The organism is Pseudomonas sp. lyk4-R2A-10 (assembly GCF_030209075.1).
Taxonomy (GTDB): domain Bacteria; phylum Pseudomonadota; class Gammaproteobacteria; order Pseudomonadales; family Pseudomonadaceae; genus Aquipseudomonas; species Aquipseudomonas glycinae.
Window position 1 is genome coordinate 355,678 of the sequence record NZ_JARVSR010000011.1, and the last position, 24,852, is coordinate 380,529.

General features: G+C 61.0%; 27 protein-coding genes. 18 read left to right on the forward strand and 9 right to left on the reverse strand.

Annotated elements, in window-relative coordinates; genetic code table 11:
• Positions 1-25 precede the first annotated feature (25 nt).
• From QRN46_RS18705 to QRN46_RS18725, 5 genes are all read right to left on the reverse strand, one after another.
• Positions 26-1,048: an SIS domain-containing protein gene (locus QRN46_RS18705; protein WP_086776357.1), complete on the reverse strand. Its 1,023-nt coding sequence runs from the start codon at positions 1,046-1,048 to the stop codon at positions 26-28.
• On the reverse strand, positions 1,029-2,135 hold the full coding sequence (gene nagA, locus QRN46_RS18710) for an N-acetylglucosamine-6-phosphate deacetylase (protein ID WP_011332601.1): 1,107 nt from the start codon (positions 2,133-2,135) through the stop codon (positions 1,029-1,031). Before nagA ends, QRN46_RS18705 begins: the two co-directional genes overlap by 20 nt.
• Before the next feature lie 30 nt (positions 2,136-2,165).
• Positions 2,166-2,897, reverse strand: a complete 732-nt coding sequence (locus tag QRN46_RS18715; protein WP_007954613.1) for a GntR family transcriptional regulator — start codon at positions 2,895-2,897, stop codon at positions 2,166-2,168.
• Positions 2,898-3,228: 331 nt separating this feature from the next.
• Positions 3,229-3,744: a L,D-transpeptidase family protein gene (locus QRN46_RS18720; RefSeq protein WP_011332603.1), complete on the reverse strand. Its 516-nt coding sequence runs from the start codon at positions 3,742-3,744 to the stop codon at positions 3,229-3,231.
• Between the two features lie 102 nt (positions 3,745-3,846).
• Entirely contained in the window at positions 3,847-4,398 is a 552-nt protein-coding gene (locus QRN46_RS18725) for an NUDIX hydrolase (RefSeq protein ID WP_285356460.1), read from the reverse strand.
• 147 nt (positions 4,399-4,545) lie between these two features.
• On the opposite strand from QRN46_RS18725, the gene QRN46_RS18730 reads away from it, so the two are divergent.
• The 5 genes from QRN46_RS18730 (at position 4,546) to purT (ending at position 7,743) form a co-directional block, all read left to right on the forward strand.
• A complete protein-coding gene (locus QRN46_RS18730; RefSeq protein WP_011332605.1) occupies positions 4,546-5,145 on the forward strand; it encodes a CoA pyrophosphatase in 600 nt (199 codons plus the stop codon).
• Between the two features lie 47 nt (positions 5,146-5,192).
• Complete coding sequence (locus QRN46_RS18735) at positions 5,193-5,717, forward strand: gamma carbonic anhydrase family protein (RefSeq protein ID WP_011332606.1); 525 nt, start codon at positions 5,193-5,195, stop codon at positions 5,715-5,717.
• Positions 5,714-5,929 (forward strand): DUF1289 domain-containing protein, encoded by a 216-nt coding sequence (locus QRN46_RS18740; RefSeq protein ID WP_007954618.1) that lies wholly within the window; start codon positions 5,714-5,716, stop codon positions 5,927-5,929. The genes QRN46_RS18735 and QRN46_RS18740 overlap by 4 nt, the downstream gene beginning before the upstream one ends.
• Positions 5,930-5,993: 64 nt before the next feature.
• A complete protein-coding gene (locus tag QRN46_RS18745) occupies positions 5,994-6,461 on the forward strand; it encodes a preQ0 transporter (RefSeq protein ID WP_011332607.1) in 468 nt (155 codons plus the stop codon).
• A 100-nt stretch (positions 6,462-6,561) separates the two neighbouring features.
• Positions 6,562-7,743: a formate-dependent phosphoribosylglycinamide formyltransferase gene (purT, locus tag QRN46_RS18750; protein ID WP_039769540.1), complete on the forward strand. Its 1,182-nt coding sequence runs from the start codon at positions 6,562-6,564 to the stop codon at positions 7,741-7,743.
• Between the two features lie 47 nt (positions 7,744-7,790).
• Here purT and QRN46_RS18755 read toward each other — a convergent pair whose 3' ends face one another.
• From QRN46_RS18755 to QRN46_RS18765, 3 genes are all read right to left on the reverse strand, one after another.
• A complete protein-coding gene (locus QRN46_RS18755; protein ID WP_221615092.1) occupies positions 7,791-9,107 on the reverse strand; it encodes an MFS transporter in 1,317 nt (438 codons plus the stop codon).
• A gap of 235 nt (positions 9,108-9,342) precedes the next feature.
• Entirely contained in the window at positions 9,343-10,584 is a 1,242-nt protein-coding gene (locus tag QRN46_RS18760; RefSeq protein ID WP_011332610.1) for a transporter associated domain-containing protein, read from the reverse strand.
• A gap of 12 nt (positions 10,585-10,596) precedes the next feature.
• Complete coding sequence (locus QRN46_RS18765) at positions 10,597-11,409, reverse strand: cytochrome C assembly family protein (protein WP_221615094.1); 813 nt, start codon at positions 11,407-11,409, stop codon at positions 10,597-10,599.
• A gap of 209 nt (positions 11,410-11,618) precedes the next feature.
• On the opposite strand from QRN46_RS18765, the gene ffh reads away from it, so the two are divergent.
• The 6 genes from ffh (at position 11,619) to QRN46_RS18795 (ending at position 15,694) form a co-directional block, all read left to right on the forward strand.
• Entirely contained in the window at positions 11,619-12,995 is a 1,377-nt protein-coding gene (gene ffh, locus QRN46_RS18770) for a signal recognition particle protein (RefSeq protein WP_011332612.1), read from the forward strand.
• 249 nt (positions 12,996-13,244) lie between these two features.
• Entirely contained in the window at positions 13,245-13,496 is a 252-nt protein-coding gene (gene rpsP, locus QRN46_RS18775) for a 30S ribosomal protein S16 (protein ID WP_003185073.1), read from the forward strand.
• Between the two features lie 5 nt (positions 13,497-13,501).
• The gene (rimM, locus tag QRN46_RS18780; protein WP_011332613.1) at positions 13,502-14,038 is read left to right on the forward strand and encodes a ribosome maturation factor RimM; all 537 of its coding nucleotides are present in this window, start codon (positions 13,502-13,504) and stop codon (positions 14,036-14,038) included.
• Positions 14,039-14,041: 3 nt separating this feature from the next.
• Positions 14,042-14,794 carry a tRNA (guanosine(37)-N1)-methyltransferase TrmD gene (gene trmD / locus QRN46_RS18785; RefSeq protein WP_003221981.1) on the forward strand — a complete coding sequence of 251 codons (753 nt, stop codon included), beginning with the start codon at positions 14,042-14,044 and terminating at the stop codon, positions 14,792-14,794.
• Positions 14,795-14,839: 45 nt separating this feature from the next.
• Positions 14,840-15,190, forward strand: coding sequence for a 50S ribosomal protein L19 (gene rplS / locus QRN46_RS18790; protein WP_003175895.1), 351 nt, complete (start codon positions 14,840-14,842; stop codon positions 15,188-15,190).
• Positions 15,191-15,280: 90 nt separating this feature from the next.
• Complete coding sequence (locus QRN46_RS18795) at positions 15,281-15,694, forward strand: acyl-CoA thioesterase (protein WP_011332614.1); 414 nt, start codon at positions 15,281-15,283, stop codon at positions 15,692-15,694.
• Between the two features lie 27 nt (positions 15,695-15,721).
• On the opposite strand, the gene QRN46_RS18800 is transcribed toward QRN46_RS18795, so the two are convergent.
• Positions 15,722-17,530 (reverse strand): cation:proton antiporter, encoded by a 1,809-nt coding sequence (locus QRN46_RS18800; protein ID WP_011332615.1) that lies wholly within the window; start codon positions 17,528-17,530, stop codon positions 15,722-15,724.
• Positions 17,531-17,637: 107 nt separating this feature from the next.
• On the opposite strand from QRN46_RS18800, the gene xerD reads away from it, so the two are divergent.
• From xerD to QRN46_RS18835, 7 genes are all read left to right on the forward strand, one after another.
• Complete coding sequence (xerD, locus tag QRN46_RS18805) at positions 17,638-18,534, forward strand: site-specific tyrosine recombinase XerD (protein WP_011332616.1); 897 nt, start codon at positions 17,638-17,640, stop codon at positions 18,532-18,534.
• A gap of 143 nt (positions 18,535-18,677) precedes the next feature.
• A complete protein-coding gene (gene dsbC / locus QRN46_RS18810) occupies positions 18,678-19,409 on the forward strand; it encodes a bifunctional protein-disulfide isomerase/oxidoreductase DsbC (protein ID WP_011332617.1) in 732 nt (243 codons plus the stop codon).
• Positions 19,410-19,541: 132 nt separating this feature from the next.
• Entirely contained in the window at positions 19,542-20,846 is a 1,305-nt protein-coding gene (locus tag QRN46_RS18815) for a homoserine dehydrogenase (protein ID WP_011332618.1), read from the forward strand.
• A 66-nt stretch (positions 20,847-20,912) separates the two neighbouring features.
• Complete coding sequence (gene thrC / locus QRN46_RS18820; RefSeq protein WP_011332619.1) at positions 20,913-22,322, forward strand: threonine synthase; 1,410 nt, start codon at positions 20,913-20,915, stop codon at positions 22,320-22,322.
• Positions 22,323-22,441: 119 nt separating this feature from the next.
• On the forward strand, positions 22,442-23,812 hold the full coding sequence (locus tag QRN46_RS18825) for a transporter substrate-binding domain-containing protein (protein ID WP_285356982.1): 1,371 nt from the start codon (positions 22,442-22,444) through the stop codon (positions 23,810-23,812).
• A gap of 118 nt (positions 23,813-23,930) precedes the next feature.
• Positions 23,931-24,338 (forward strand): response regulator, encoded by a 408-nt coding sequence (locus tag QRN46_RS18830; protein WP_041475150.1) that lies wholly within the window; start codon positions 23,931-23,933, stop codon positions 24,336-24,338.
• A 164-nt stretch (positions 24,339-24,502) separates the two neighbouring features.
• Positions 24,503-24,784 (forward strand): DUF3509 domain-containing protein, encoded by a 282-nt coding sequence (locus tag QRN46_RS18835; protein WP_011332621.1) that lies wholly within the window; start codon positions 24,503-24,505, stop codon positions 24,782-24,784.
• Positions 24,785-24,852 lie beyond the last annotated feature (68 nt).

Genomic DNA, 24,852 nt, shown 5'->3' on the forward strand with positions numbered 1-24,852 from the left:
CATCAGGAAAACGTTCGGTTCGGACTCAGTGCGTACGGGTGACTTTGCTCAGGTGTCGCGGCTGATCCGGGTCCATGCCACGGGCCACGGCCAGGCCGGCCGCCATCACGTAGAAACTCTGGATCGCCAGGATCGGATCGAGGGCCGGGTGTTCGGCACGGCTGAGGGTCAGGTCGCGTTCGCTCACGTCATCCGGCGCAGCCAGCAACACGCGGGCACCGCGCTGACGCATCTCGGCTGCCAGGCTCAGCAGACCGGCCTGTTCGGCGCCGCGCGGGGCGAACACCAGCAATGGGTAGTGTTCGTCGATCAGGGCCATCGGGCCGTGACGGACTTCGGCGCTGCTGAAGGCTTCGGCCTGGATCGCCGAGGTTTCCTTGAATTTCAGCGCGGCTTCCTGGGCGATGGCAAAACCGGCGCCACGGCCGATCACCATCAACCGCTCGCAATCGCGCAGGGCGTCGATGGCCGGGCTCCAGTCCTGTTGCGCAGCTTCGCGCAGGCCTTCGGGCAGGGCGTTGTGCGCCTCCAGCAATTCGGCGTCCTCTTTCCAGTGCGCGATCAGACGGGCGCTGGCGCTGAGGGTGGCGATGAAACTCTTGGTCGCGGCGACGCTGCTTTCGGTGCCGGCCAGCAACGGCAGGCTGAATTCACAGGCGGCTTCCAGCGGCGAATCGGCGGCGTTGACCATCGACACGCTCAGGGCGCCGCGCTTGCGCAGCAGGCGCAGGCTGTTGACCAGATCCGGGCTTTGGCCCGACTGCGAGAAGGCGAACGCGACCTGACCGCTGACCTTCAACGGCGCCTGTTGCATGGTCACCACTGACATCGGCAACGACGCCACCGGTACGCCGAGTTGCTGCATGGTCAGGTAGGCGAAGTAACTCGCGGCATGGTCGGAGCTGCCACGGGCAACGGTCATCGCCACTTGCGGTGGCTGACGGCGCAGGCGTCCGGCGATCTCGATCATTGGCGGGTCGAGCTGTTGCAGTTGGGCTTGCACGGCCTCGAACGAGGACAGCGCCTCCTCAAGCATTTTTGAAGTCAATGTCTTCTCCTTCGACCATGACGGCGGTCAGTGTGAGTGAGCGATCCAGCCGCACGCAGTCGGCCCAGGCGCCAGGTGCAAGGCGCCCGCGTTCGGTGATGCCGAGGTAGTCGGCGGGGAATTGCGAAAGACGTTGCGAGGCTTCGGCGATCGGCAAACCGATCTTCACCAGATTGCGCAGGGCCTGATCCATGGTCAGGGTGCTGCCGGCCAGGGTGCCATCGGGCAGGCGCACGCCGCCCAGGCATTTGGTGACGGTGTGGCTGCCGAGCTTGTATTCGCCGTCGGGCATGCCGGCGGCGGCGGTCGAATCGGTGACGCAGTACAGGCACGGAATCGAGCGCAGAGCCACGCGGATCGCGCCGGGGTGCACGTGCAGCAAGTCCGGAATCAGTTCGGCGAATTTGGCGTGGGCCAGCGCCGCACCGACGATACCCGGCTCGCGGTGATGCAGCGGGCTCATGGCGTTGTACAAGTGGGTGAAACTGGTGGCGCCGGCTTCGAGGGCGGCGACGCCTTCCTCGTAACTGCCGAGGGTATGACCGATCTGCATGCGGATGCCACGGCGGCTCAGTTCACGAATCAATCCGTCATGGCCGGCGATTTCCGGGGCGATGGTGATCACCCGGATCGGCGCCAGCGCCAGATAGTCTTCAACTTCGGCCATCAACGCGGTGTGGGCGAAGTTCGGCTGGGCGCCGAGTTTGCCGGGATTGATGTACGGGCCTTCGAGGTGCACGCCGAGGACTCGGGCAGCACCTTTCGGACGCTGCTCGCAGAACTCGCCGACCTCCTTGAGCACGCTGGCAATCTCGGCTCTCGGCGCGGTCATCGTGGTGGCCAGCAGCGAGGTGGTGCCGAAGCGCACGTGGGTCTTGGTGATGGTCTCGAACGCGCTGGCGCCTTCCATGATGTCCTTGCCGCCACCGCCGTGGACGTGCAGGTCGATGAAACCCGGCAGCAGATACGGCAAGTCATTGGTCGCCGGATCGCAAGGCTCGCCTTCGATCGACACGACTCTGCCGTGTTCGTGGATCAGCCGGCCGCGAATCCAGCCGTCAGCGGTGAGGATGTTGTCTTCGGACATTTCGCTTCTCTCGTTTGGCCTGGCTGCTGATCAGCGGCGAAGCTCTGCAACAAAGTCGTAGTAGTCGTTGCGGCAATAGGTGTCGGTGACTTCGATCGGCGTGTTGTCTTCCAGGTAGCCGACCCGGGTCATCAGCAGCATCGCGGTGCCGGGGGCGATGCCGACGAGTGCGGCGAACTCGTCCGAGGCGTTGATCGCCTGGATGTGCTGCAAGGCGCGCACGATCGGCTTGCCGATGCTGTCGAGGTGTTCGTAGAGGGAATCGCCCACCACCTGTGGCTTGGGCATGATCGAGGCGGGCAGGGTGCTCATCTCGATGGCCATCACGGTGTCGTCGGCCTTGCGCAGGCGTTTCATGCGCGCGACCTTGTCGTTCGGCGACAGGCCGAGGCGGATCAGTTCTTCGTGGGTCGGCAGGGTGATTTCCCGCTCCAGCCATTGCGAGCTGGGCACGAAGCCCTTGAGACGGAGCATTTCGCTGAAACCCGAGAGGCGCGACAGCGGTTGTTCAAGGCGTGGGGTGATGAAGGTGCCGGAGCCTTGCAGGCGGCGGATCAAACCTTGATCGAGCAGGACTTCCAGCGCTTTGCGCGCGGTGACCCGGGAAATCCCCAGCATCTCGCTGAGATTGCGCTCCGAGGGCATCGCCTGTTCGGCTTTCCACTGGCCGGCATGGATCGCGGCTTCCAGGTTGCGCGCCAGTTGCAGGTACAGCGGCGTCGGCTGGGAATCGTCGGGGCGTAGGGCGTGGAGGTCATTCATGTAAGGCATTTCCGGCGCTGATATAGGATTGTTGTCGCTCGGTAGTCGGGCGAAACCTAATACCACTTGCATACCATGTCAACGCGTCGGAAAGGCCTGTAGTCCTTTGGAATCGGGTGTTTCAGGCTCGGTGGTTTCAAGTGGTATTAGCGCTGGGCGCTGGAAAGCAAAAGATCGCAGTCTGCGGCAGTTCTGGCGGGTGAAAGTGGTATCACTGTTCAGGCGTTGCCGCAGGCTGCGATCTTTTTGATTTATTTTTTGCGGGCGACCAATGGTCAGGAGAAAGGGCCGTTTTAAGGCCCCTCGGGAGCGTGCTCCCTGGATGACAGAATCAGGGGCGGATTTCGATCATCGTGCCGTCCGGCACCAGGTTCCAGACTTCGCGCATGTCGACGTTGCGCATGGCGATGCAGCCGTCGGTCCAGTCCAGGGTGTGGAACAGTTGTTCGGGGTTGTCCTCGGAGTCCGGCGTGCCGTGGATCATGATCATTCCGCCAGGCTCGACGCCTTCGCGGCGGGCGCGGGCGGAGTCGCTGATGTTCGGGTAGGAGATGTGCATCGACAGGTTGAATTTTTCGCTGGTCTTGCGCCAGTCGATCCAATAGAAACCTTCCGGTGTGCGTTTGTCGCCTTCAATCAGCTTCGGGCCTTTTTTCGCGCCTTTGCCCAGGGAAATGCGATAGCTCTTGAGGGGCTTGCCGTCGGCGATCAACTGCAGTTGATGGGCCGATTTGAGCACCAGTACTTTTTCGATGAGCGGGGTGTTCGAAGGCGTCACGGTGGTCACGAATGACGCTTGGGAGACGGTGACGAACGACAGGCAGAACAGGGCAAGCAACCAGCGCATTGAAACGATTCCCCAGAAATGAAGCAGATACTTTATTTATAGATAGTGTGCAGGCGCTGTCGCGGTCTGCGTCAGCCGGTTATCGGCCGGCCGCCGTCGAAATCAAGTGATGGCCGGTTGAGCGAGTGGCGGGATCGATTCGGAGCGAACCGGATAAACCTCGACACGCCGGTCAGCGAAGAAGCATTCCAGGGTACGGCCCACCGTGCGGAAAGCCAGTTCGTCCCAGGGAATGTCTTCCTCGTCGAACAGGTGCACTTCCAGGCTTTCGGGGCCGGCGGCGAAGTCCAGATCCGCCAGCTCGGCGCGGAAAAACACATGCACCTGACTGATGTGCGGCACGTCGATCAAGGTATAGATGCTCAGGTTGCGCACCCGGGCGCAGGCTTCCTCGGCGGTTTCGCGGATGGCGGCCTGTTCGATGGTCTCGCCGTTCTCCATGAACCCGGCGGGCAGCGTCCAGTAACCGAGGCGTGGCTCGATGGCGCGGCGACACAGCAGGACTTTGCTGCCCCAGGTCGGTACGCAACCGGCCACGATATTGGGGTTCTGGTAGTGAATCGTCTGACAGCTGTCGCAGACGAATCGCAGCCGCGAGTCGCCTTCGGGAATGCGCTGGGTCACCGGGTTGCCGCAGTGGCTGCAAAATTTCATGCTGGGGTTCCTGAATGCTGCGCCTATCTTGGCGTGCAGCGGTGTCAGTCGGCAAGTTGTCGTTTCGCGACATGACGGCCGTTCGGGGCTTGGGCGGTCGCAATGATTGGTGCATGATGCAGGGTAAGGCACCGATCGAGAACACTTATGCTGGACGAGCTACTGCACCGGGTAAGCAATCACACGCCGCGCACGCTGGAGACCGACACGCGTTTCCCCGAGGCCGCTGTCCTGGTGCCGATTACTCGCAGTGACGAACCCGAACTTGTCCTCACCCTGCGCGCCAGCGGGCTCTCGACCCACGGCGGCGAAGTCGCCTTCCCCGGTGGGCGACGCGATCCCGAGGACCCGGATCTGGTGTTCACCGCCCTGCGTGAAGCCGAAGAGGAAATCGGCCTGCCGCCGGGACTGGTCGAAGTGATCGGTCCGCTCAGCCCGCTGATTTCCCTGCATGGCATCAAGGTCACGCCGTATGTCGGGGTGATTCCGGATTTTGTCGAATACCAGGCCAATGATGCCGAGATTGCTGCGGTGTTCAGTGTGCCGCTGGAGTTCTTCCGCAAGGATCCGCGCGAACACACTCATCGCATCGACTACCAGGGTCGCAGTTGGTACGTGCCGAGCTACCGTTACGGTGACTACAAGATCTGGGGGCTGACGGCGATCATGATCGTCGAGTTGATCAACCTGCTCTATGACGCCAAAATCAGCCTGCATCAGCCGCCTAAAAGCTTTATCAACACCTGAAGCCATCGCTCGAATGGCCAGCCATCGTGAGCCCTGAGGAAAACAAGATGAAATACCGCCTGGGCGACGCCCGCGTCGAAACCCATCCGCAGAGCTGGGTCGCCCCCAACGCCGTGCTCGTGGGCAAGGTCAGACTGGAAGAGGGCGCCAACGTCTGGTTCAACGCCGTGCTGCGTGGGGACAACGAACTGATCCTGATCGGCAAGAACAGCAACGTGCAGGACGGCACGGTGATGCACACCGACATGGGCTATCCGCTGACCATCGGCACCGGCGTGACCATCGGCCACAACGCCATGCTCCACGGCTGCACGGTCGGCGACTACAGCCTGATCGGCATCAACGCGGTCATCCTCAACGGCGCGAAGATCGGCAAGAACTGCATCATCGGCGCCAATTCGCTGATCGGCGAAGGCAAGGAAATTCCTGACGGTTCACTGGTGATGGGCTCGCCGGGCAAGGTCGTGCGCGAACTGACCGAGCAACAGAAGAAGATGCTCGAAGCCAGTGCCGCGCATTATGTGCATAACTCTCAGCGCTATGCGCGCGATCTGGTCGAGCAGGAAGAATGACAACCCCGGAAAGACCCGTTGCCTCGCCGTGCGTGAGCATTTGCGCACTGGACGAAGACGACATTTGTACCGGTTGCCAGCGCACGGTCGAGGAAATTACTCGCTGGAGCCGGATGACCAATGATGAACGTCGGGTTGTTCTCGGGCTCTGTCATGAGCGGGCGAAGGCCAGTGGCCTGGTCTGGATGATCGGCAAAACGCCGGGGCAATAGCCGATTTGATTGGCGTCATCGAAGGGCTGAAGTAACCTGTGCGCCAAATTGACAGGTCACGCCCATGATTTTCCTCATCGCTTACATCAGCAGCGTCGTGCTGATCAACTTCGCCTTCTCCACCGCGCCGCACCTGGACATCATCTGGTCGGCCTGGGGCGGGCTGGTGTTCGTGTTGCGCGACATGGTGCAGATCCGTTTCGGCCACGGCGCGATCGTGGCGATGCTGGCGGCGCTGGTGCTGTCCTATGTCACGTCCGATCCGTCGATTGCGCTGGCCAGTGCCACGGCATTCGCGGTCTCGGAGTGCATCGACTGGCTGGTGTTCACCATCACCAGGCGCCCGTTGCGCGACCGGTTGTGGATCAGCTCGGCGCTGAGCATTCCCCTCGATACCTTCATCTTCTTTGGCATGATCGACCTGCTGACGCCGCCAGTGCTTATCACCGCGCTGGCCTCGAAGTTCGCCGGCGTGACTGCGGTCTGGCTGATCATGGCCTGGCGCGAACGCAAACAGGCTGTCGCCGGCTGAAGCCAAACCCTCAGGTTCATGTAAAATGCCGCGCTTTCTCCCCATGGAAAGCGCGTCCGGCGTTGCTTTCCTCGATGATCCGCTTCTTTGAGGACCTGAGATGACCCGTATCGGAACTCCATTGTCGCCGACCGCGACCCGCGTATTGCTGTGTGGCTGTGGTGAGTTGGGCAAGGAAGTGGTGATCGAGCTGCAACGCCTGGGCGTTGAAGTGATCGCCGTTGACCGTTACGCCAACGCGCCGGCCATGCAGGTTGCCCATCGCAGCCACGTGATCAACATGCTCGATGGTGCCGCCCTTCGTGCAGTGATCGAAGCCGAGAAGCCGCACTTCATCGTGCCGGAAATCGAAGCCATCGCCACTGCCACGCTGGTCGAACTGGAAGCCGAAGGCTTCACTGTGATCCCGACCGCTCGCGCCGCGCAACTGACCATGAACCGCGAAGGCATCCGTCGTCTGGCTGCCGAAGAGCTGGACCTGCCGACCTCGCCGTACCACTTCGCCGACACCTTCGAGGACTACAGCAAGGCCGTTCAGGACCTCGGCTTTCCGTGCGTCGTGAAACCAGTGATGAGTTCGTCGGGCAAGGGTCAGAGCCTGCTGCGCAGCGCCGATGACGTGCAGAAAGCCTGGGATTACGCCCAAGAGGGCGGTCGCGCCGGCAAAGGTCGCGTGATCATCGAAGGTTTCATCGATTTCGACTACGAAATCACTCTGCTGACCGTGCGTCACGTCGGCGGCACGACGTTCTGTGCGCCGGTCGGCCACCGTCAGGAGAAGGGCGACTATCAGGAATCCTGGCAGCCACAGGCCATGAGCCCGGTGGCGCTGGCTGAATCCGAGCGTGTAGCCAAAGCCGTGACCGAAGCGTTGGGCGGTCGTGGTCTGTTCGGCGTCGAGCTGTTCATCAAGGGCGATCAGGTGTGGTTCAGTGAAGTGTCGCCACGTCCACACGACACCGGTCTGGTAACCCTGATTTCCCAGGACCTGTCGCAGTTCGCCCTGCACGCCCGAGCCATCCTCGGCCTGCCGGTGCCACTGATCCGTCAGTTCGGCCCATCGGCTTCGGCGGTGATTTTGGTGGAAGGCCAGTCGACCCAGACTGCATTCGCCAACCTCGGCGCTGCACTGAGCGAACCGGATACCGCGCTGCGTCTGTTCGGCAAGCCTGAAGTCAATGGCCAGCGTCGCATGGGTGTTGCACTGGCCCGTGACGAGTCGATCGAGGCCGCTCGTGCCAAGGCGACCCGTGCTTCTCAGGCTGTCGTTGTAGAGCTGTAATCTCGCAACCTGATCGCTCCCGCATCGGGCGGGAGCGATCAGGGCATTTACGACACCTGATTCAAATCGTTATTGCGCGTTTCCTTCAGGCACAGCACAGCGATCAGGCTGAGCACCGCGGCCGCAGACACATACCCGCCGACGTAACTCAAACCACCCATCGCCACCAGTTTCTGCGCAAAGAATGGCGCCGCCGAGGCTCCGACAATGCCGCCGAGGTTGTAGGCCGCCGATGCACCGGTATAGCGGACGTGTGTCGGAAACAGCTCCGGCAGCAGCGCGCCCATTGGGGCGAATGTCACCCCCATCAGAAACAGCTCGATGCACAGGAACAGGGCCACGCCCCAGGTCGAACCCTGAGTCAGCAGCGGCTCCATCAGAAACCCGGAAAGAATCGCCAGCACACCGCCGACGATCAGCACCGGCTTGCGCCCGTAACGATCGCTTGCCCACGCCGACAACGGCGTCGCGGCTGCCATGAACAGTACTGCGAAGCACAGCAGCCCGAGGAAAGTCTCACGGCTGTAGCCCAATGTGGATACGCCGTAGCTCAGGGAAAACACCGTCGAGATGTAGAACAGGGCGTAGCACACCACCATGGCAGCGGCACCAAGCAATGTCGGTGCCCAGTATTGGCTGAACAGCTCGACCAGCGGCACTTTCACTCGCTCCTGACGGGCGATGGCGTTGGCGAACACCGGGGTCTCGTGCAGCTTGAGGCGCACGTACAGCCCGACCATCACCAGCACAGCGCTGAGCAGGAACGGAATCCGCCAGCCCCAACTGCGGAACTGATCGTCGTTCAGGCTCATGGCAAGGGTCAGGAACAGACCGTTGGCGGCCAGAAAACCAATCGAAGGCCCGAGTTGCGGGAACATGCCGAACCACGCCCGTTTGCCTTTCGGCGCGTTTTCGGTCGCCAGCAGCGCTGCACCGCCCCATTCGCCACCCAATCCCAGGCCTTGGCCGAAACGCAGTACGCAAAGCAGGATCGGCGCCCAGGCCCCGATGCTGTCGTAGCCCGGCAGCACGCCGATCAGCGTGGTGCAGACACCCATCAGCAGCAGCGAAGCGACCAAAGTCGATTTGCGCCCGATCCGGTCGCCGAAATGGCCGAACAGCGCCGAGCCCAGCGGTCGGGCCAGGAAGGCGATGCCGAAGGTAAGAAATGCCGAAAGCATCTGCGCCGTGCCGGAAGTCTGCGGGAAAAACACCGGCCCGATCACCAGCGCAGCGGCGGTGGCGTAGACATAGAAATCGTAGAACTCGATGGCCGTGCCGATGAAGCTTGCCGTGGCCACGCGGGTGGCGGAGTTGGTCGGTTGGGCAGGCGTGGTGTCGCTGTAAGCGGTACTGGTCGTCATGCGGTGATCCCTGACAGTCATGAGCTCCGTTGGAGCGAATTATTATGGTCGAACACCCAGGGATGTGGGATGAGGCGCGATCGCTGCTTCAGGTAGGAACAGTCGTCGGTGTGATGCGGATATTGCCGATGAACCGGCCGGAACTTGTCGGGTGCGGGGTAAGCACACGGTTCGGCGGGGCTTGGGTGAGCACCGCGATTATAGGAAGGTGGCTAACGATTGAACAAGGGGCTGGCTAGCGGGCCGTGGCCAGCGTCGGGGCCGAAGTGGTGTGCCAGATCAGGACCTTGCTGACCCGGTTCTCTTCGGTTTCGAGAATCTCCAGCCGGTAGCGGCCGATCTTCAGGCAGACCGCGCTTTCCGGGATGGTTTCCAGCGCTTCGGTCACCAGGCCATTGAGGGTCCGGGGGCCGTCGCTGGGCAGGTGCCAGCCCAGGCATTTGTTCAGTTCGCGGATCGACGCCGCGCCATCGATCACCATGCGGCCATCGGCCTGCGGGTGGATGTGCGGATTGTCGAGGCTGTGCTCGCTTTCGAATTCGCCGACGATTTCTTCGAGAATGTCTTCCAGGGTGACGATGCCGAGCACTTCGCCGTATTCGTCCACCACCATGCCCAGACGCCGTTGCTGCTTGTGGAAGTTCAGCAGTTGCAGTTGCAGCGGGGTGCTTTCAGGGACGAAATACGGCTCGTAACTGGCCGCCAGCAAGGCTTCGCGGGTCAGGCTGCCGTTGTCGAGCAGGTGACGAATCTGCCGGGTATTGAGCACCGCTTCGACCTGATTGATATCGCTGTGGAAAACCGGCAGGCGAGTGCGTTGGTTCTTGCGTAATTGCTCGATGATTTCCTCGATCGGGTCGTCGAGGTTGATGCCGTCGACATCGCTGCGCGGCACCAGAATGTCGTTGACCGTGATGTTGTCCAGCGCATGGATGCCTGAAACCGGGTGCGGGCGCACCGGATGATCCGGGTCGTCATGACGCTCCGCCGGCACATCGTCTTCGCTCTGTTGCACCACCTGGGCCTTGCGGATGAACGGTTGCATCAGCAAACCACTGGTGCGGCTGAGTAGCCAGGCAAGCGGGTAAACCACTTTCAGCGGTACTGCCAGCAGCGTATTGCCGAACGACAGCACCGCATCCGGATAACGCTGGGCGAGGGCGCGGGGGAAATAGTCGGCAAAAACCAGCAGCAAGGCACCGGCGCCGAGGCAGGCGGCCCAGGGGCCATTTTCTTCACAGAGAAAGATTGCCAGCAGGGTGGCCAGAATGACGGCGAGGGCGCGGCACAGGGTATTGCAGAGGATCAGGCTGTCGAGCGGGAAGTTGAGCTTCGCCAGCGGCTTGTCGCTGGCGCGGGATGCGGTGCGTTGCGCGAGCAGATACTGCTGCGCCGCTTCGACGGCGGTAAACAGCCCCGACCAGAGAATCAGCAGGGCAAATACCGCGAGCATCGGCCCTATGGGCAAACCGTCCATTTATGCCGCCCGTCAGATGTGCAGGATGTATTCACGAACCAGTTTGCTGCCGAAGTACGCGAGCATCAGCAGGCAGAAACCGGCGAGGGTCCAGCGGATTGCCTTGTGGCCGCGCCAGCCGAGGCGGTTACGGCCCCACAGCAGGACGCTGAACACGACCCAGGCCAGGCAGGCCAGCAGGGTTTTATGCACCAGGTGCTGGGCAAACAGGTTCTCGACGAACAGCCAGCCGGAAATCAGCGACAGCGACAGCAGCGTCCAGCCGGCCCAGAGGAAGCCGAACAGCAGGCTTTCCATGGTTTGCAGCGGGGGGAAGTTCTTGATCAGTCCGGACGGATGCTTGTGCTTGAGCTGATGATCCTGCACCAGCAGCAACAGGGCCTGGAACACCGCGATGGTGAACATGCCGTAGGCGAGGATCGACAACAGGATGTGCGCGAGGATGCCCGGTTCCTCGTCGATGATCTGCACCGTGCCGGCCGGCGCGAACTGCGCCAGCAGTACGGTGATCGCACCCAGCGGGAACAGCAGCACCAGCAGGTTTTCCACCGGGATCCGCGAGCAGGCCAGCAGGGTCAGGGCGATGACGGCCGCAGCAATCAGGCTCGAAGCGCTGAAGAAATCCAGGCCCAGACCGATCGGCGTCAATAAATGCGTAAGCAGGCTGGCGCTGTGGGCCAGCACGGCGAGGACGCCGAGCGAGACCAGCAGGCGCTTGTTGGCCTTGGCGCCGGTGGCCAGGCGGGTGCCCTGATAGAGAGTCGCAGCGGCGTAGAGAAGGGCGGCGGCGAGGGTGGTCAGCAAACTCGGTGACAAGGGGAGCATAAATCCTGTTAGGCAAGCCCGAAAGGGGCTGAGTTTGGCATAGAACCGCCGTTGCACGAAAGACCGGCAAGCTGACAGCGAGGTGTCCGCCGGACGCAGTCTTCGCTATAATCCGCGACCTGCCCACGCCGCAGGCTCGCCGAGCACATGTTGATTCCGGTCTGGGCCGCCATTATCCCGGTCTACACAGGGCCTGAAAGGATCGCGCAATGTTTGAAAACTTAACCGACCGTCTCTCGCAGACGCTGCGCCATGTCACCGGCAAGGCGAAACTGACCGAGGACAACATCAAAGACACCCTGCGCGAAGTGCGCATGGCGTTGCTCGAAGCCGACGTGGCCCTGCCTGTGGTCAAGGACTTCGTCAATTCGGTCAAGGAGCGTGCTGTCGGCACCGAGGTGTCGCGCAGCCTGACGCCGGGCCAGGCGTTCGTGAAGATCGTCCAGGCCGAACTCGAAAGCCTGATGGGCGCGGCCAACGAAGACTTGAACCTGAGCGCCGTGCCGCCTGCCGTCATTCTGATGGCCGGTCTGCAGGGTGCGGGTAAAACCACCACCGCCGGCAAACTGGCGCGCTTCCTTAAAGAGCGCAAGAAGAAGTCGGTCATGGTCGTGTCGGCGGACATCTACCGCCCTGCTGCTATTAAACAGCTGGAAACCCTGGCCAACGACATCGGTGTGACGTTCTTCCCGTCCGACCTGAGCCAGAAGCCGGTCGACATCGCCAACGCGGCTATTAAAGAAGCAAAACTGAAATTCATCGACGTGGTCATCGTCGACACCGCCGGTCGTCTGCACATCGACGAAGAGATGATGGGCGAGATCAAGGCGCTGCACGCCGCGATCAACCCGGTCGAAACCCTGTTCGTGGTCGATGCCATGACCGGTCAGGACGCGGCCAACACGGCCAAGGCCTTCGGTGATGCGCTGCCGCTGACCGGTGTGATCCTGACCAAGGTCGACGGTGATGCCCGTGGTGGTGCCGCGCTGTCCGTTCGTGCGATTACCGGCAAGCCGATCAAGTTCATCGGTATGGGCGAGAAGAGCGAAGCGCTCGATCCGTTCCATCCTGAGCGGATCGCTTCGCGTATCCTCGGCATGGGCGACGTGCTCAGCCTGATCGAACAGGCTGAAGCGACTCTCGATAAGGAAAAGGCCGACAAGCTTGCTAAAAAGCTGAAGAAGGGCAAGGGCTTCGACCTCGAAGACTTCCGCGATCAGCTGCAACAGATGAAGAACATGGGCGGCCTCGGCGGGCTCATGGACAAGCTGCCGAACATCGGCGGCGTCAATCTCTCGCAAATGGGCAATGCCCAGAATGCCGCAGAGAAGCAGTTCAAGCAGATGGAAGCCATCATCAACTCCATGACCCCGGCCGAGCGCCGCGACCCTGAGCTGATCAGCGGTTCGCGCAAACGCCGGATCGCCCTCGGTTCCGGCACCCAGGTGCAGGACATCGGTCGCTTGATCAAGCAGCACAAGCAGATGCAGAAGATGATGAAGAAATTCTCCGCCAAGGGCGGAATGGCGAAAATGATGCGCGGCATGGGCGGAATGTTGCCCGGCGGCGGCATGCCAAAGATGTAAAAGAACTCGCCGGTCGTCGCACCGGCGCAGTCCCGCAAGGAAGCGGGATCCACAGCAAACCCGCACTCGGCGGGAGCTGACCGGCCGTGTTAAACGACGGCCCCATATGCAAATCTGCACGGCATGCCACAGGCGCCGGAAAAAGTCATTTGCAAAAGTCCGGATATTCCTTAGAATATGCGGCCTTTCGGGCACCCATGCCCGCTGTGCATTTAGATTTGCAGCACCGACTACAGGAACGATGTTCACATGCTAACAATCCGTCTTGCCCTTGGCGGCTCCAAAAAGCGCCCGTTTTACCACCTGACCGTAACCGACTCCCGCAACCCGCGTGACGGTTCCCACAAAGAACAGGTTGGTTTCTTCAACCCTGTTGCCCGTGGTCAGGAAATCCGTCTGTCCGTGAACCAAGAGCGCGTTGCCTACTGGCTGAGCGTTGGTGCACAGCCTTCTGAGCGTGTTGCTCAGTTGCTGAAGGAATCTGCCAAGGCTGCAGCCTGAGCAGTATGAGCGCGACGCCAGAAAAAGCTGATGACCTGATCGTTGTCGGCAAGATTTTTTCGGTTCACGGCGTTCGCGGCGAGGTGAAGGTCTTTTCCTTTACCGATCCGATTGAAAACCTGTTGGGCTATCGCAACTGGACGCTTCGGCGCGAAGGCGTGGTGAAACAGGTCGAGCTGGTCAGCGGCCGATCCACTCAAAAGGATCTGGTTGTAAAGCTCAAAGGCCTCGACGATCGCGATGAAGCCCGTCTTCTGAGCGGTTACGAGATTTGCATCCCGCGAAGCCTTTTGCCCGACCTGACTGCCGACGAGTACTACTGGTACCAGTTGGAGGGTCTGAGCGTCATCAACCAGGACGAACAATTGTTCGGCAAGGTTGATCACCTGTTGGAGACCGGCGCGAACGATGTATTGGTGGTCAAGCCCTGCGTTGGCAGCCTGGATGATCGCGAGCGGTTGTTGCCCTATACGGAGCAATGCGTGCTGGCAATCGACCTGGAAGCAGGCGTGATGAGGGTGGAATGGGACGCGGACTTCTAAGCAATGGCCAGCCTGCGCGTAGACGTCATTACGCTGTTCCCCGAGATGTTCTCGGCCATCAGTGAGTACGGCATTACCAGTCGTGCGGTCAAACAGGGGCTCTTGCAGCTGACCTGTTGGAATCCGCGGGATTACACGACGGATCGACATCACACTGTGGACGATCGCCCGTTTGGCGGTGGTCCGGGCATGGTGATGAAGATCAAGCCCCTGGAAGATGCTCTGGTTCAGGCCAAGGCAGCAGCCGGGGAGGCGGCGAAGGTGATTTACCTGTCCCCCCAAGGCCGTCAACTGACTCAGTCGGCGGTACGCGAACTGGCGAAATCGGATGCATTGATCCTGATTGCCGGTCGCTATGAAGGCATTGACGAGCGCTTTATTGAGGCTCATGTCGATGAAGAGTGGTCGATTGGTGACTATGTGTTGTCTGGCGGCGAGCTGCCGGCCATGGTCATGATCGATGCGGTTACACGACTGCTGCCCGGAGCTTTAGGGCATGCGGATTCCGCTGAGGAAGATTCCTTTACGGATGGTCTGCTGGATTGCCCGCACTACACCCGACCTGAGGTGTATGCGGATCAGCGTGTTCCCGACGTGTTGCTGAGTGGCAATCACGCGCATATCCGGCGTTGGCGTTTACAGCAGTCCCTTGGTCGGACCTATGAACGACGCGCCGATCTTCTGGAAAGCCGCTCGCTTTCTGGAGAAGAGAAGAAGCTGCTCGAGGAATACATCCGCGAGCGGGACGATAGTTAACAACGTATCGATGGTAGATCAGACGATTTACCTTAGGAGCACAGCATGACCAACAAAATCATCCTTGCACTCGAAGCAGAGCAGATGACCAAAGAAATCCCTACCTTTGCGCCGGGCGACACCATCGTCGTTCAGGTGAAAGTGAAGGAAGGCGATCGTTCCCGTCTGCAAGCGTTCGAAGGCGTTGTAATCGCCAAGCGTAACCGCGGCGTGAACAGTGCGTTCACCGTTCGTAAAATCTCCAACGGTGTTGGCGTAGAACGTACTTTCCAGACCTACTCCCCGCAGATCGACAGCATGGCTGTCAAACGTCGCGGTGACGTACGTAAAGCCAAGCTGTACTACCTGCGCGACCTGTCGGGTAAAGCAGCTCGCATCAAGGAAAAACTGGCTTAAGTCCAGCTTCCGATGCAGAAAAAAGCAGCCTACGGGCTGCTTTTTTGTTGCCCGCAATTTATCCACAGCATTCCGTTTCAGGCCTGACCCATGACCCCTCGCGAGCAAGAAATCGAACGCCGCACCGAACTGTCGGTGACCCGCGTGACCAAGGCGGTTTTCCCGCCGACCACCAACCACCACAACACGCTGTTCGGCGGCACTGCGCTGGCCTGGATGGACGAAGTGTCGTTCATCACCGCCACACGGTTTTGCCGTTTGCCGCTGGTGACCGTGTCCACCGATCGTATCGACTTCAACCACGCGATCCCGGCGGGTTCTATAGTCGAACTGGTCGGACGGGTGATCAAGGTTGGCAACACCAGCCTCAAGGTCGAAGTGGAAGTGTTCGTCGAAAGCATGAGTTGCGATGGCCGTGAGAAAGCCATTCACGGGCAGTTCAGCTTCGTTGCCATTGATGATGACAAGCGTCCGGTGCCGGTGCTGCCGGGTTTCGCGGCCTGATCCAGCACCGAGTCGCGATCCGGCCGGTCAGGCGTTGACGCTCTCCGGCTGAATCAGCGCCACCAGCGTCCACCCCGGCCCAGGTTTCAGCACGGTTTCCGGCGACACGACATGCACCCAGCCGCTGTCATCGCGCATGAACAGCAGTGTCGCGCGGTTGCCATGCAGCGCCCGGTAATCGTCCCAGCCAAATCCGTCCGTCAGCGTCGTGCTGTACAGATCGGCGCCCTGACCCAGTTGGCTGGCCAGTCTGGCGTAAGTCAGCGCTTCGTTACCCAGTTGATTGCCGCGATGTTCGAGGCTGGCGCGGTGCTTGTCGCTGCGACGGCTTTCCTGACCACTGGCGAGCCCGAACAATCGTTGATGGCCGAAGTCATGACGAAAGCGCATGGCTGCCAGCGTATTGAGTTCGCCCGACGGTGACAGCGCCAGCAAATGCCCCAGCCCGACTAGGTCCAGATGTGCATCGGCGTGCTGCGAGGCCGGATTGCCAAAGTAGGTCGGCAAGCCTTCCATGCGCGCCGCCCGGATATTTTCCCAGCTTGAATCCGTCAGCAGCACCCGGCTGCCCAACTGCTGCAGCGACTTGCCGAGCAGGCGCGCAGGCCCGTTCGCCCCGACGATCAGGAAGCCGCTGGGCGCTGGTTCCGCAACTTTCAACAGTCGGGCCAGGGGCCGGGCAGTCGCACTTTGCAGCACGACGGTGCCGATGATCACGGCGAAGGTCAGCGGCACCAGCAACAGCGCGCCTTCATGGCCCGCTTCATCCAGGCGAATCGCAAAGATCGCCGAGACCGCCGCCGCGACGATCCCGCGCGGGGCAATCCAGCACAACAGTGCACGCTCACGCCAGCTCAGACTCGAACCGGCGGTACTCAGCACCACGTTCAGCGGCCGGGCGATCAACTGGATCACCAGCAACAGAATCAACACCAGCGGCCCGAGACCGATCAGCGCGTTGAGGTCCAGTCGTGCCGCCAGCAGGATGAATAACCCGGAAATCAGCAACACGCTGAGGTTTTCCTTGAAGTGCAGGATGTGCCGCACATCCACGCCCTTCATGTTCGCCAGCCACATGCCCATCAGCGTCACCGCCAGCAGACCGGATTCGTGCATGACCTGGTTGGCGGCGATGAATATCCCCAGCACCGCGGCGAGCGATGCCAGATTGTGCAAATACTCCGGCAACCATTGGCGCCGGATGATCGTGCCGAGCAGCCAGCCACCGGCGACGCCGAACGCGCTGCCGCAGACAATCACCCCGCCAAATGTCAGCAGGCTCTGTTCCAGGCCATGGCCTTCGGCCCGAGCAATGATGAAGCTGTAGACCACCACCGCGAGCAGCGCGCCGATCGGGTCGATCACAATCCCTTCCCAGCGCAGGATATTGGCGATCGAAGCCTTCGGCCGCACCACGCGCAGCATCGGCACGATCACGGTCGGCCCGGTGACCAGGGTCAGACTGCCGAAGAGGATGGCGAGCAACCAGTCGAAGCCCAGCAGCCAGTGGGTCGCGACCGCAATCACGATCCAGGTCGAGAGCGCGCCAAGGGTCACCAGCCGATGCACGACGCTGCCGATCTCGCGCCACTCCGACAGGTGCAGGGTCAGGCTGCCTTCAAACAGAATCAGCGCCACCGCCAGCGACACCAGCGGCATCAGCAGCGGGCCGAACATTTCCTGAGGGTCGAGCCAGCCCAGCACGGGGCCCGCCAGAATGCCGGTCAGCAGCAGAAACAGAATCGCCGGCAGCTTCAGGCGCCAGGCGAGCCATTGGCAGCCCAGCGCGGCGGCACCGATACCACCGAAAGCCAACAGAATTTGCTGCTCGTTCATTGAAGCTCCCTGTTCCTTGAAATAGCGGGCTATGAAAGACTAGCGGCCATTTCAACCGTTCACTCTTTATTTGCGCGCAGTGCCAAGCCTGCGTGTCTTGAGCGCCCATGCCTGCCATCGACCACCCACTGATCGACCAGTTTCTCGACGCCCTCTGGCTGGAAAAAGGTCTCTCCGACAACACTCGCGACGCCTACCGCAGCGATCTCGCGCTGTTCAACGGCTGGTTGCAGGATAAAGGTCTCGAACTGATCAATGCCGGTCGTGAACTGATCCTTGACCACCTGGCCTGGCGTCTGGAACAGAACTACAAACCCCGCTCCACCGCGCGATTTCTCTCCGGTGTACGTGGCTTTTATCGCTACCTGCTGCGGGAAAAACTGATTTCGGTCGATCCGACCTTGCGCGTGGATATGCCGCAACTCGGTCGGCCATTGCCCAAATCCCTGTCGGAAGCCGACGTCGAAGCGCTGCTGAAGGCGCCAGACCTGAGCGAAGCCATCGGCCAGCGGGACCGCGCCATGCTCGAAGTCTTGTATGCCTGCGGTCTGCGTGTCACTGAGCTGATCAGCCTGACCCTGGAGCAGGTCAACCTGCGTCAGGGCGTGCTGCGGGTGATGGGCAAGGGCAGTAAAGAGCGCCTTGTACCGATGGGCGAGGAAGCGATTGTCTGGGTCGAGCGCTACCTGCGCGACGGTCGCGGCGAGCTGCTCGGCGGGCGCCCCAGCGATGTGTTGTTTCCCAGCCAGCGCGGCGAGCAGATGACTCGGCAGACCTTCTGGCACCGTATCAAGCATCAGGCCAAGGTCGCCGGCATCAGTAAATCGCTGTCGCCGCACACCTTGCGTCACGCGTTTGCCACCCACTTGCTCAACCATGGCGCCGACTTGCGGGTGGTGCAGATGCTGTTGGGCCACAGCGACCTGTCAACCACGCAGATCTACACTCACGTCGCCCGGGCACGTTTGCAGGATCTGCATGCCAAGCATCACCCGCGCGGCTGAGCGCCGTTTGTCTTGCGACAGGCGCATTCGGCCACGCCAGCCTTATGTGGTAGGCTTTGCCGGTTTGCACGATGGGCGGTTATGACCCGGTGTTCCGGCACGGGCGTTCTGATCGTTCCATTTGTCCGCCTTCAGGAGTTCTCATGCGTCTGACCCAGATTTTCGCCGCCGCAGCCATTGCGTTGGTCAGCACCTTTGCCGTCGCCGATGACGCGGCCGACAAAGCGATTCGCCAAAGCCTGGAAAACCTCCAGCTCGACGTGCCGGTGGACACCATCACCGCCAGCCCGCTGCCGGGCCTTTACGAAGTCAAGCTCAAGGGCAGCCGCGTGCTGTACGCCAGCGCCGATGGCCAGTACATCGTTCAGGGGTACATGTTCCAGCTCAAGGACGGCAAACCGGTCAACCTGACCGAGAAGACCGAGCGCCTGGGCATTTCCAAACTGATCAACGCGATCCCGGTGGCCGAGACCGTGGTTTACCCGGCCGTGGGCGAAACCAAGTCGCACATCACCGTTTTCACCGACACCACCTGCCCGTATTGCCACAAGCTGCACGCCGAAGTGCCGGAGCTGAACAAGCGCGGCATCGAAGTGCGCTACGTCGCGTTCCCGCGCCAAGGCCTCGGCTCGCCGGGTGACGAACAGCTGCAAGCCGTGTGGTGCTCCAAAGACAAGAAAGCCGCCATGGACAAAATGGTCGACGGCAAGGAAATCAAGGCCGCCAAGTGCGAGAACCCGGTTTCCAAACAGTTCGCCCTCGGTCAGACGATCGGCGTGAACGGTACACCGGCCATCGTTTTGGCCGACGGACAAGTCATTCCGGGCTACCAGCCTGCGCCACAAGTCGCCAAACTGGCGCTGGGCGCGAAGTAATTCGCATCGTCACGCTCAGGCGTTGACGAGCGTGGTCCGGCGGCAGGATTGCCGGGCCATCAACAGAGAGCCGCGAACCTGCGGTTGTTTTCACGGCCGGCCTCGCGTCGGCCGTTTTATGGGGAGTTCACAGTGAAACCGGTCAAAGTAGGCATCTGTGGGTTAGGGACCGTCGGTGGCGGAACCTTCAACGTACTTCAGCGCAACGCCGAGGAAATTGCTCGTCGTGCCGGGCGTGGAATCGAAGTGGCACAAATTGCCATGCGCACGCCAAAGCCTCAGTTCCAGACGACCGGTATTGCGATTACCAACGATGTCTTCGAAGTGGCCACGAACCCTGAGATCGACATCGTCATAGAGCTGATGGGCGGCTATACCGTTGCCCGCGAGCTGGTACTCAAGGCCATCGAGAATGGCAAGCATGTGGTCACCGCGAACAAGGCTCTGATTGCCGTTCACGGTAATGAAATTTTCGCCAAGGCACGCGAGAAAGGCGTGATCGTGGCGTTCGAAGCGGCGGTAGCCGGTGGCATTCCAGTGATCAAGGCGATCCGTGAAGGCCTGTCCGCCAACCGTATCAACTGGGTCGCCGGGATCATCAACGGCACCGGTAACTTCATCCTCACCGAAATGCGCGAGAAGGGTCGCACCTTCGAAGACGTGCTGGCCGAGGCCCAAGCACTGGGTTACGCCGAAGCCGATCCGACCTTCGACGTCGAAGGCATCGACGCCGCGCACAAGCTGACGATCCTGGCCTCGATCGCATTCGGTGTTCCGCTGCAGTTCGACAAGGCTTACACCGAAGGCATCACCAAGCTGACCACCGCCGACGTGAATTACGCCGAAGCGCTGGGCTACCGCATCAAGCACCTGGGCGTGGCACGCAGCACCGCCGCCGGTATCGAGCTGCGCGTACACCCGACGCTGATCCCGGCCGATCGTCTGATCGCCAACGTCAACGGCGTGATGAACGCGGTGATGGTCAACGGTGACGCTGCCGGTTCGACCCTGTTCTACGGCGCCGGCGCCGGCATGGAGCCGACCGCTTCGTCGGTGATCGCGGATCTGGTGGACGTGGTTCGCGCCATGACCTCCGACCCGGAAAACCGCGTGCCGCACCTGGCCTTCCAGCCGGACTCGCTGTCGGCCCATCCGATCCTGCCAATCGAAGCCTGTGAAAGCGCCTACTACCTGCGCATTCAGGCCAAGGACCATCCGGGCGTATTGGCTCAGGTGGCAAGCATCCTCTCGGAGCGCGGCATCAACATCGAGTCGATCATGCAGAAGGAAGTCGAGGAACACGACGGCCTGGTGCCGATGATCCTGCTGACCCACCGCGTGCTGGAGCAGCACATCAACGACGCGATCGCCGCCCTCGAAGCGCTGGCGGGCGTGGTCGGTCCGGTTGTGCGGATCCGCGTCGAGCACTTGAACTAAGCCGATCTCCTTCACCGGTCCCGCCAGCGGGGCCGGTGTCGTGAACACTGTCCATTGGAGTCAGTCATGCGTTACATCAGTACCCGCGGCCAGGCACCGGCCCTGAATTTCGAAGACGTCCTGCTGGCCGGTCTTGCCACCGACGGCGGTCTGTACGTCCCGGAAAACCTGCCACGCTTCACCCAGGAAGAAATCGCTTCCTGGGCCGGCCTGCCGTATCACGAGCTGGCTTTCCGCGTCATGCGCCCGTTCGTCACCGGCAGCATTCCGGACGCCGATTTCAAAAAGATTCTTGAAGAAACCTACGGTGTGTTCGCCCACAACGCCGTTGCGCCGCTGCGTCAGCTGAACGGCAACGAATGGGTGCTGGAGCTGTTCCACGGCCCGACCCTGGCGTTCAAGGACTTCGCCCTGCAACTGCTCGGTCGCTTGCTCGACTACGTGCTGGAAAAGCGCGGCGAGCGCGTGGTGATCGTCGGCGCCACTTCGGGTGACACCGGTTCGGCCGCCATCGAAGGCTGCAAGCACTGCGAAAACGTCGACATCTTCATCCTGCACCCGCACAACCGTGTGTCCGACGTGCAGCGTCGGCAGATGACCACCATCCTCGGTGAGAACATCCACAACATCGCCATCGAAGGCAACTTCGATGACTGCCAGGAAATGGTCAAGGCCAGCTTCGCCGACCAGAGTTTCCTCAAGGGCACTCGCCTGGTTGCAGTCAACTCTATCAACTGGGCGCGGATCATGGCCCAGATCGTTTACTACTTCCACGCCGCCCTGCAATTGGGCGGCCCGGCGCGTTCGGTGTCGTTCTCGGTGCCGACCGGCAACTTCGGCGACATCTTCGCCGGTTACCTGGCGCGCAATATGGGCCTGCCGATCAACCAGTTGATCGTCGCCACCAACCGCAACGACATCCTGCACCGCTTCATGAGCGGCAACCAGTACGTCAAGGAAACCCTGCACGCTACGCTGTCGCCGTCGATGGACATCATGGTCTCGTCGAACTTCGAACGCCTGCTGTTCGACCTGCACGGTCGCAACGGCGCGGCGATTGCCGGCCTGATGGATTCGTTCAAGCAGGGCGGCGGTTTCAGCGTCGACCAGGAACGCTGGACCGAAGCACGCAAGCTGTTCGATTCTCTGGCCGTGGACGATGCGCAAACCTGCGAAACCATCGCCGAAGTCTACGAGCAGACCGGTGAAGTGCTGGATCCGCACACCGCCATCGGCGTGAAAGCCGCTCGCGAATGCCGTCGCAGCCTGGATATCCCGATGGTGATTCTGGGCACGGCGCATCCGGTCAAGTTCCCGGACGCGGTGGAGAAAGCCGGTGTAGGAAAAGCTCTCGAACTACCTGCACATCTTTCTGATTTGTTTGAGAGAGAAGAGCGCTGCACTGTGCTGCCGAATGAGCTCAAAGCCGTGCAGGCCTTTGTCAGTCAGCATGGCAACCGCGGCAAGCCTCTTTAAGCGCGCAAAGCTGTCACATTTTGAAGCCCGTCTCCTGACGGGCTTTCTTGTTTTTGCATGCCACACTGCGCGCGTTTCGCCCACCAAGGACGGGCGAGTCGATGACGAAGGATGTGGCAATGCGGTTTTTTTCAGGATTGAAACCAGCCCTGTGCTGGTGGTTTTTGTTGGGAAGCTTCGGGCTGGCGCAGTGGGCCGAAGCTGCCCATCTGGCGAAGCATTCCGAGGCGCTGGAGAGTGTTCAGCTTATCGAGCTGGATGAACATGAGCGTCAGTGGATTCGAGAGAATCCCCGAGTGGTCGTTGCCTCGGTGCAATACCCGTTGTATCTGTTTCAGGACGAGCATGGCCAGTGGAGCGGCTTGAACAACGATGTGCTCAAGCACATCAGCACCATGACCGGATTGCAGTTCGTCCATCAGGAGTCGTTTTCCACCGATCACATGCTGGAACGGCTCCAGAGTGGCGTGGCCGACATCAGCACGACGTTGGCAATGAATGACGAGCGCAAGGTATTTCTGGACTTCAGTCACGCGTTCGGTGGTGCCGGATGGGTGTTCGTCGGTCATTCGGACGAGCCGGCGATACAGTCGCTCGCAACGCTGACCAAGCGGGTACTGGTGCTGCCGGCCAGGCATGCGCTTGAGGACAGCATCCGACGCGACTACCCGTCGATCCAGATCCGCTCGGTCAAGACCTATGCCGAGGCTCGGGCACTGGTCGAGAGTGGCGAGGCCTACGCCACTATCGAAAACGAGATCGGGGCTCAGCTGTTTCCCTCAGGGCTGCTCAAGGTCGGTGGTCTCGTGGAGGGCAAGTGGGAGGCCGATCATCTGGCCGTCCGCAAGGGAATGCCTGAACTGCTGAGCATCCTCAACAAGGCATTGGGTGCTTTCTCGGGGGCTGAACTGCGGGCCATGCGTCTTAAATGGCTGGGAGGCGTTTCCCCTGTGCCCGCACCCTCGATCGGGGCACGCATGATCGAGTGGGGCTGCTGGGCAATGGGCGCTGTGGGTTTGTTTGGGCTGCTGTCGCTATTGTGGAACCGTCGACTGGCGGCGCAAGTAAAACAGCGACGTGAGGCGGAAAAGGATCTGGGCGATCAACTGGCCTTTCAACATGCACTGATCGATGCGATGCCCGACCCCGTGTTCGTGCGCGATCTGCAGGGACGCTTGATCATGTGCAACCGCAGTTATGAGGATGCTCTTTCGGTCAGGCAGGAGCAGGTGCTGGGCCGCATGCTGTTCGAGTTTGATGCACTTCCGCAGGCTACGGCATTGATGCTGCACGACGAGTTCATGGCGCAGTTGGGCACACATAAAACGCGCTTCAGCAAACGACAGTTGATGTTCAAGAGCGGCCCCCGTCAGATCTATCAGTGGACGGTGCCGTTTTACAGTGCCGACGGAAAGCTGCGTGGCCTGCTCGGGGGCTGGACGGACATCACCGAGCGGCGGAAGGAGAGCGGGTGTCGATGTCTGCATTAAAGATGGGAAAAGTCCTATAAGCAGCGATTCCTTTTCTGATGGGAGGCTTAGGACCACTGCCCTAGAGTGACAGGCCACTGCGGCGTGAATCCGCGATTGTCGCTCCAGAGGTCGTCCCATGCGCTCGCTCAAGATCCTGATTCTAGAACCCAATCCGTTCCAGCTGATGGCGTTGCACCAGATGCTCAACGCCATCGGTATCTACGATGTATTGACCGCTCCCACGCTGAGTTCGGCAAAGCGTTCACTCGAACGACGCGGCGCGGTCGATATCGCCATATGCAATCCCCAGCTGAAGGGCGGTGACGGACTGGCACTGATCACGCATCTGGTCGCTCGACAAAAGGCACGGTCGCTGATTTTGCTGGGGATGGTAGCCCCCAGCCTGTTGGCCGATCTTGAGGTGCTCATGGAGGACGACGGGGTGAGGCTTCTGGGCAGCCTGCCTACGCCGGTTTCGGCCGTGCTGATGCGCAAGTTGCTGGACCGCTACCTGTCGTCACCCCGACATCCGGTCAGTGCCTGAGGCGGCCGGTTATTTTTCTGTCATCTTCGCCATGCATGCTCCGATAGGCCGGTGACGCTCCGGGAGAGGCCGGCGGCAGGCAGAACTTTCCTCTCGGGCCGGTGGTCATTTACTGTGAACACGCCCCAGACACTGTGTTTTCGGACTATTGAGTGGAGATCGAGATGGAAAGTATCAGTCTATTGCTCGGTGAGGCTCTGAGCCCGTATCAGGTGACGTTGACCCCTCGCGGTCGCCATGGCGAATGCCTGGTGACCTTGAAGAACGGCAGCGGCGCGATCGTGGTGGAGCGCGAATTCAATCAGGCGCAATTGAGCGACAGGCGCCAACTGACGGATGTAGTCGACGGTCTGCACCGTGACATCCTGATTGCCGAAGGCCGGCTGGAGCCTTGTGTGATCGCGGCGTTGCGAAACGCGGCCCTCGACAAGCACCCGACCCTCTGAAACTGATTTTTCTTTTGTGGGAACCTTCCTGCACCCAGGTCAGTCAGACCCCGTAACGGCAGGATCAA

Excerpts from the sequence above, each read along its gene's own strand:
- QRN46_RS18740 (WP_007954618.1), top strand. The coding sequence starts at position 5,714 with ATGACAACCCCGGAAAGACCCGTTGCCTCGCCGTGCGTGAGCATTTGC.
- rimM (WP_011332613.1), top strand. The coding sequence starts at position 13,502 with ATGAGCGCGACGCCAGAAAAAGCTGATGACCTGATCGTTGTCGGCAAG.
- xerD (WP_011332616.1), top strand. The coding sequence starts at position 17,638 with ATGCCTGCCATCGACCACCCACTGATCGACCAGTTTCTCGACGCCCTC.
- dsbC (WP_011332617.1), top strand. The coding sequence starts at position 18,678 with ATGCGTCTGACCCAGATTTTCGCCGCCGCAGCCATTGCGTTGGTCAGC.
- QRN46_RS18715 (WP_007954613.1), bottom strand. The coding sequence starts at position 2,897 with ATGAATGACCTCCACGCCCTACGCCCCGACGATTCCCAGCCGACGCCG.
- QRN46_RS18735 (WP_011332606.1), top strand. The coding sequence starts at position 5,193 with ATGAAATACCGCCTGGGCGACGCCCGCGTCGAAACCCATCCGCAGAGC.
- ffh (WP_011332612.1), top strand. The coding sequence starts at position 11,619 with ATGTTTGAAAACTTAACCGACCGTCTCTCGCAGACGCTGCGCCATGTC.
- QRN46_RS18720 (WP_011332603.1), bottom strand. The coding sequence starts at position 3,744 with ATGCGCTGGTTGCTTGCCCTGTTCTGCCTGTCGTTCGTCACCGTCTCC.
- QRN46_RS18830 (WP_041475150.1), top strand. The coding sequence starts at position 23,931 with ATGCGCTCGCTCAAGATCCTGATTCTAGAACCCAATCCGTTCCAGCTG.
- QRN46_RS18835 (WP_011332621.1), top strand. The coding sequence starts at position 24,503 with ATGGAAAGTATCAGTCTATTGCTCGGTGAGGCTCTGAGCCCGTATCAG.
- nagA (WP_011332601.1), bottom strand. The coding sequence starts at position 2,135 with ATGTCCGAAGACAACATCCTCACCGCTGACGGCTGGATTCGCGGCCGG.
- QRN46_RS18800 (WP_011332615.1), bottom strand. The coding sequence starts at position 17,530 with ATGAACGAGCAGCAAATTCTGTTGGCTTTCGGTGGTATCGGTGCCGCC.
- QRN46_RS18725 (WP_285356460.1), bottom strand. The coding sequence starts at position 4,398 with ATGAAATTTTGCAGCCACTGCGGCAACCCGGTGACCCAGCGCATTCCC.
- QRN46_RS18730 (WP_011332605.1), top strand. The coding sequence starts at position 4,546 with ATGCTGGACGAGCTACTGCACCGGGTAAGCAATCACACGCCGCGCACG.
- QRN46_RS18825 (WP_285356982.1), top strand. The coding sequence starts at position 22,442 with ATGCGGTTTTTTTCAGGATTGAAACCAGCCCTGTGCTGGTGGTTTTTG.
- QRN46_RS18745 (WP_011332607.1), top strand. The coding sequence starts at position 5,994 with ATGATTTTCCTCATCGCTTACATCAGCAGCGTCGTGCTGATCAACTTC.
- rplS (WP_003175895.1), top strand. The coding sequence starts at position 14,840 with ATGACCAACAAAATCATCCTTGCACTCGAAGCAGAGCAGATGACCAAA.
- rpsP (WP_003185073.1), top strand. The coding sequence starts at position 13,245 with ATGCTAACAATCCGTCTTGCCCTTGGCGGCTCCAAAAAGCGCCCGTTT.
- QRN46_RS18760 (WP_011332610.1), bottom strand. The coding sequence starts at position 10,584 with ATGGACGGTTTGCCCATAGGGCCGATGCTCGCGGTATTTGCCCTGCTG.
- QRN46_RS18755 (WP_221615092.1), bottom strand. The coding sequence starts at position 9,107 with ATGACGACCAGTACCGCTTACAGCGACACCACGCCTGCCCAACCGACC.
- thrC (WP_011332619.1), top strand. The coding sequence starts at position 20,913 with ATGCGTTACATCAGTACCCGCGGCCAGGCACCGGCCCTGAATTTCGAA.
- purT (WP_039769540.1), top strand. The coding sequence starts at position 6,562 with ATGACCCGTATCGGAACTCCATTGTCGCCGACCGCGACCCGCGTATTG.
- QRN46_RS18765 (WP_221615094.1), bottom strand. The coding sequence starts at position 11,409 with ATGCTCCCCTTGTCACCGAGTTTGCTGACCACCCTCGCCGCCGCCCTT.
- trmD (WP_003221981.1), top strand. The coding sequence starts at position 14,042 with ATGGCCAGCCTGCGCGTAGACGTCATTACGCTGTTCCCCGAGATGTTC.
- QRN46_RS18795 (WP_011332614.1), top strand. The coding sequence starts at position 15,281 with ATGACCCCTCGCGAGCAAGAAATCGAACGCCGCACCGAACTGTCGGTG.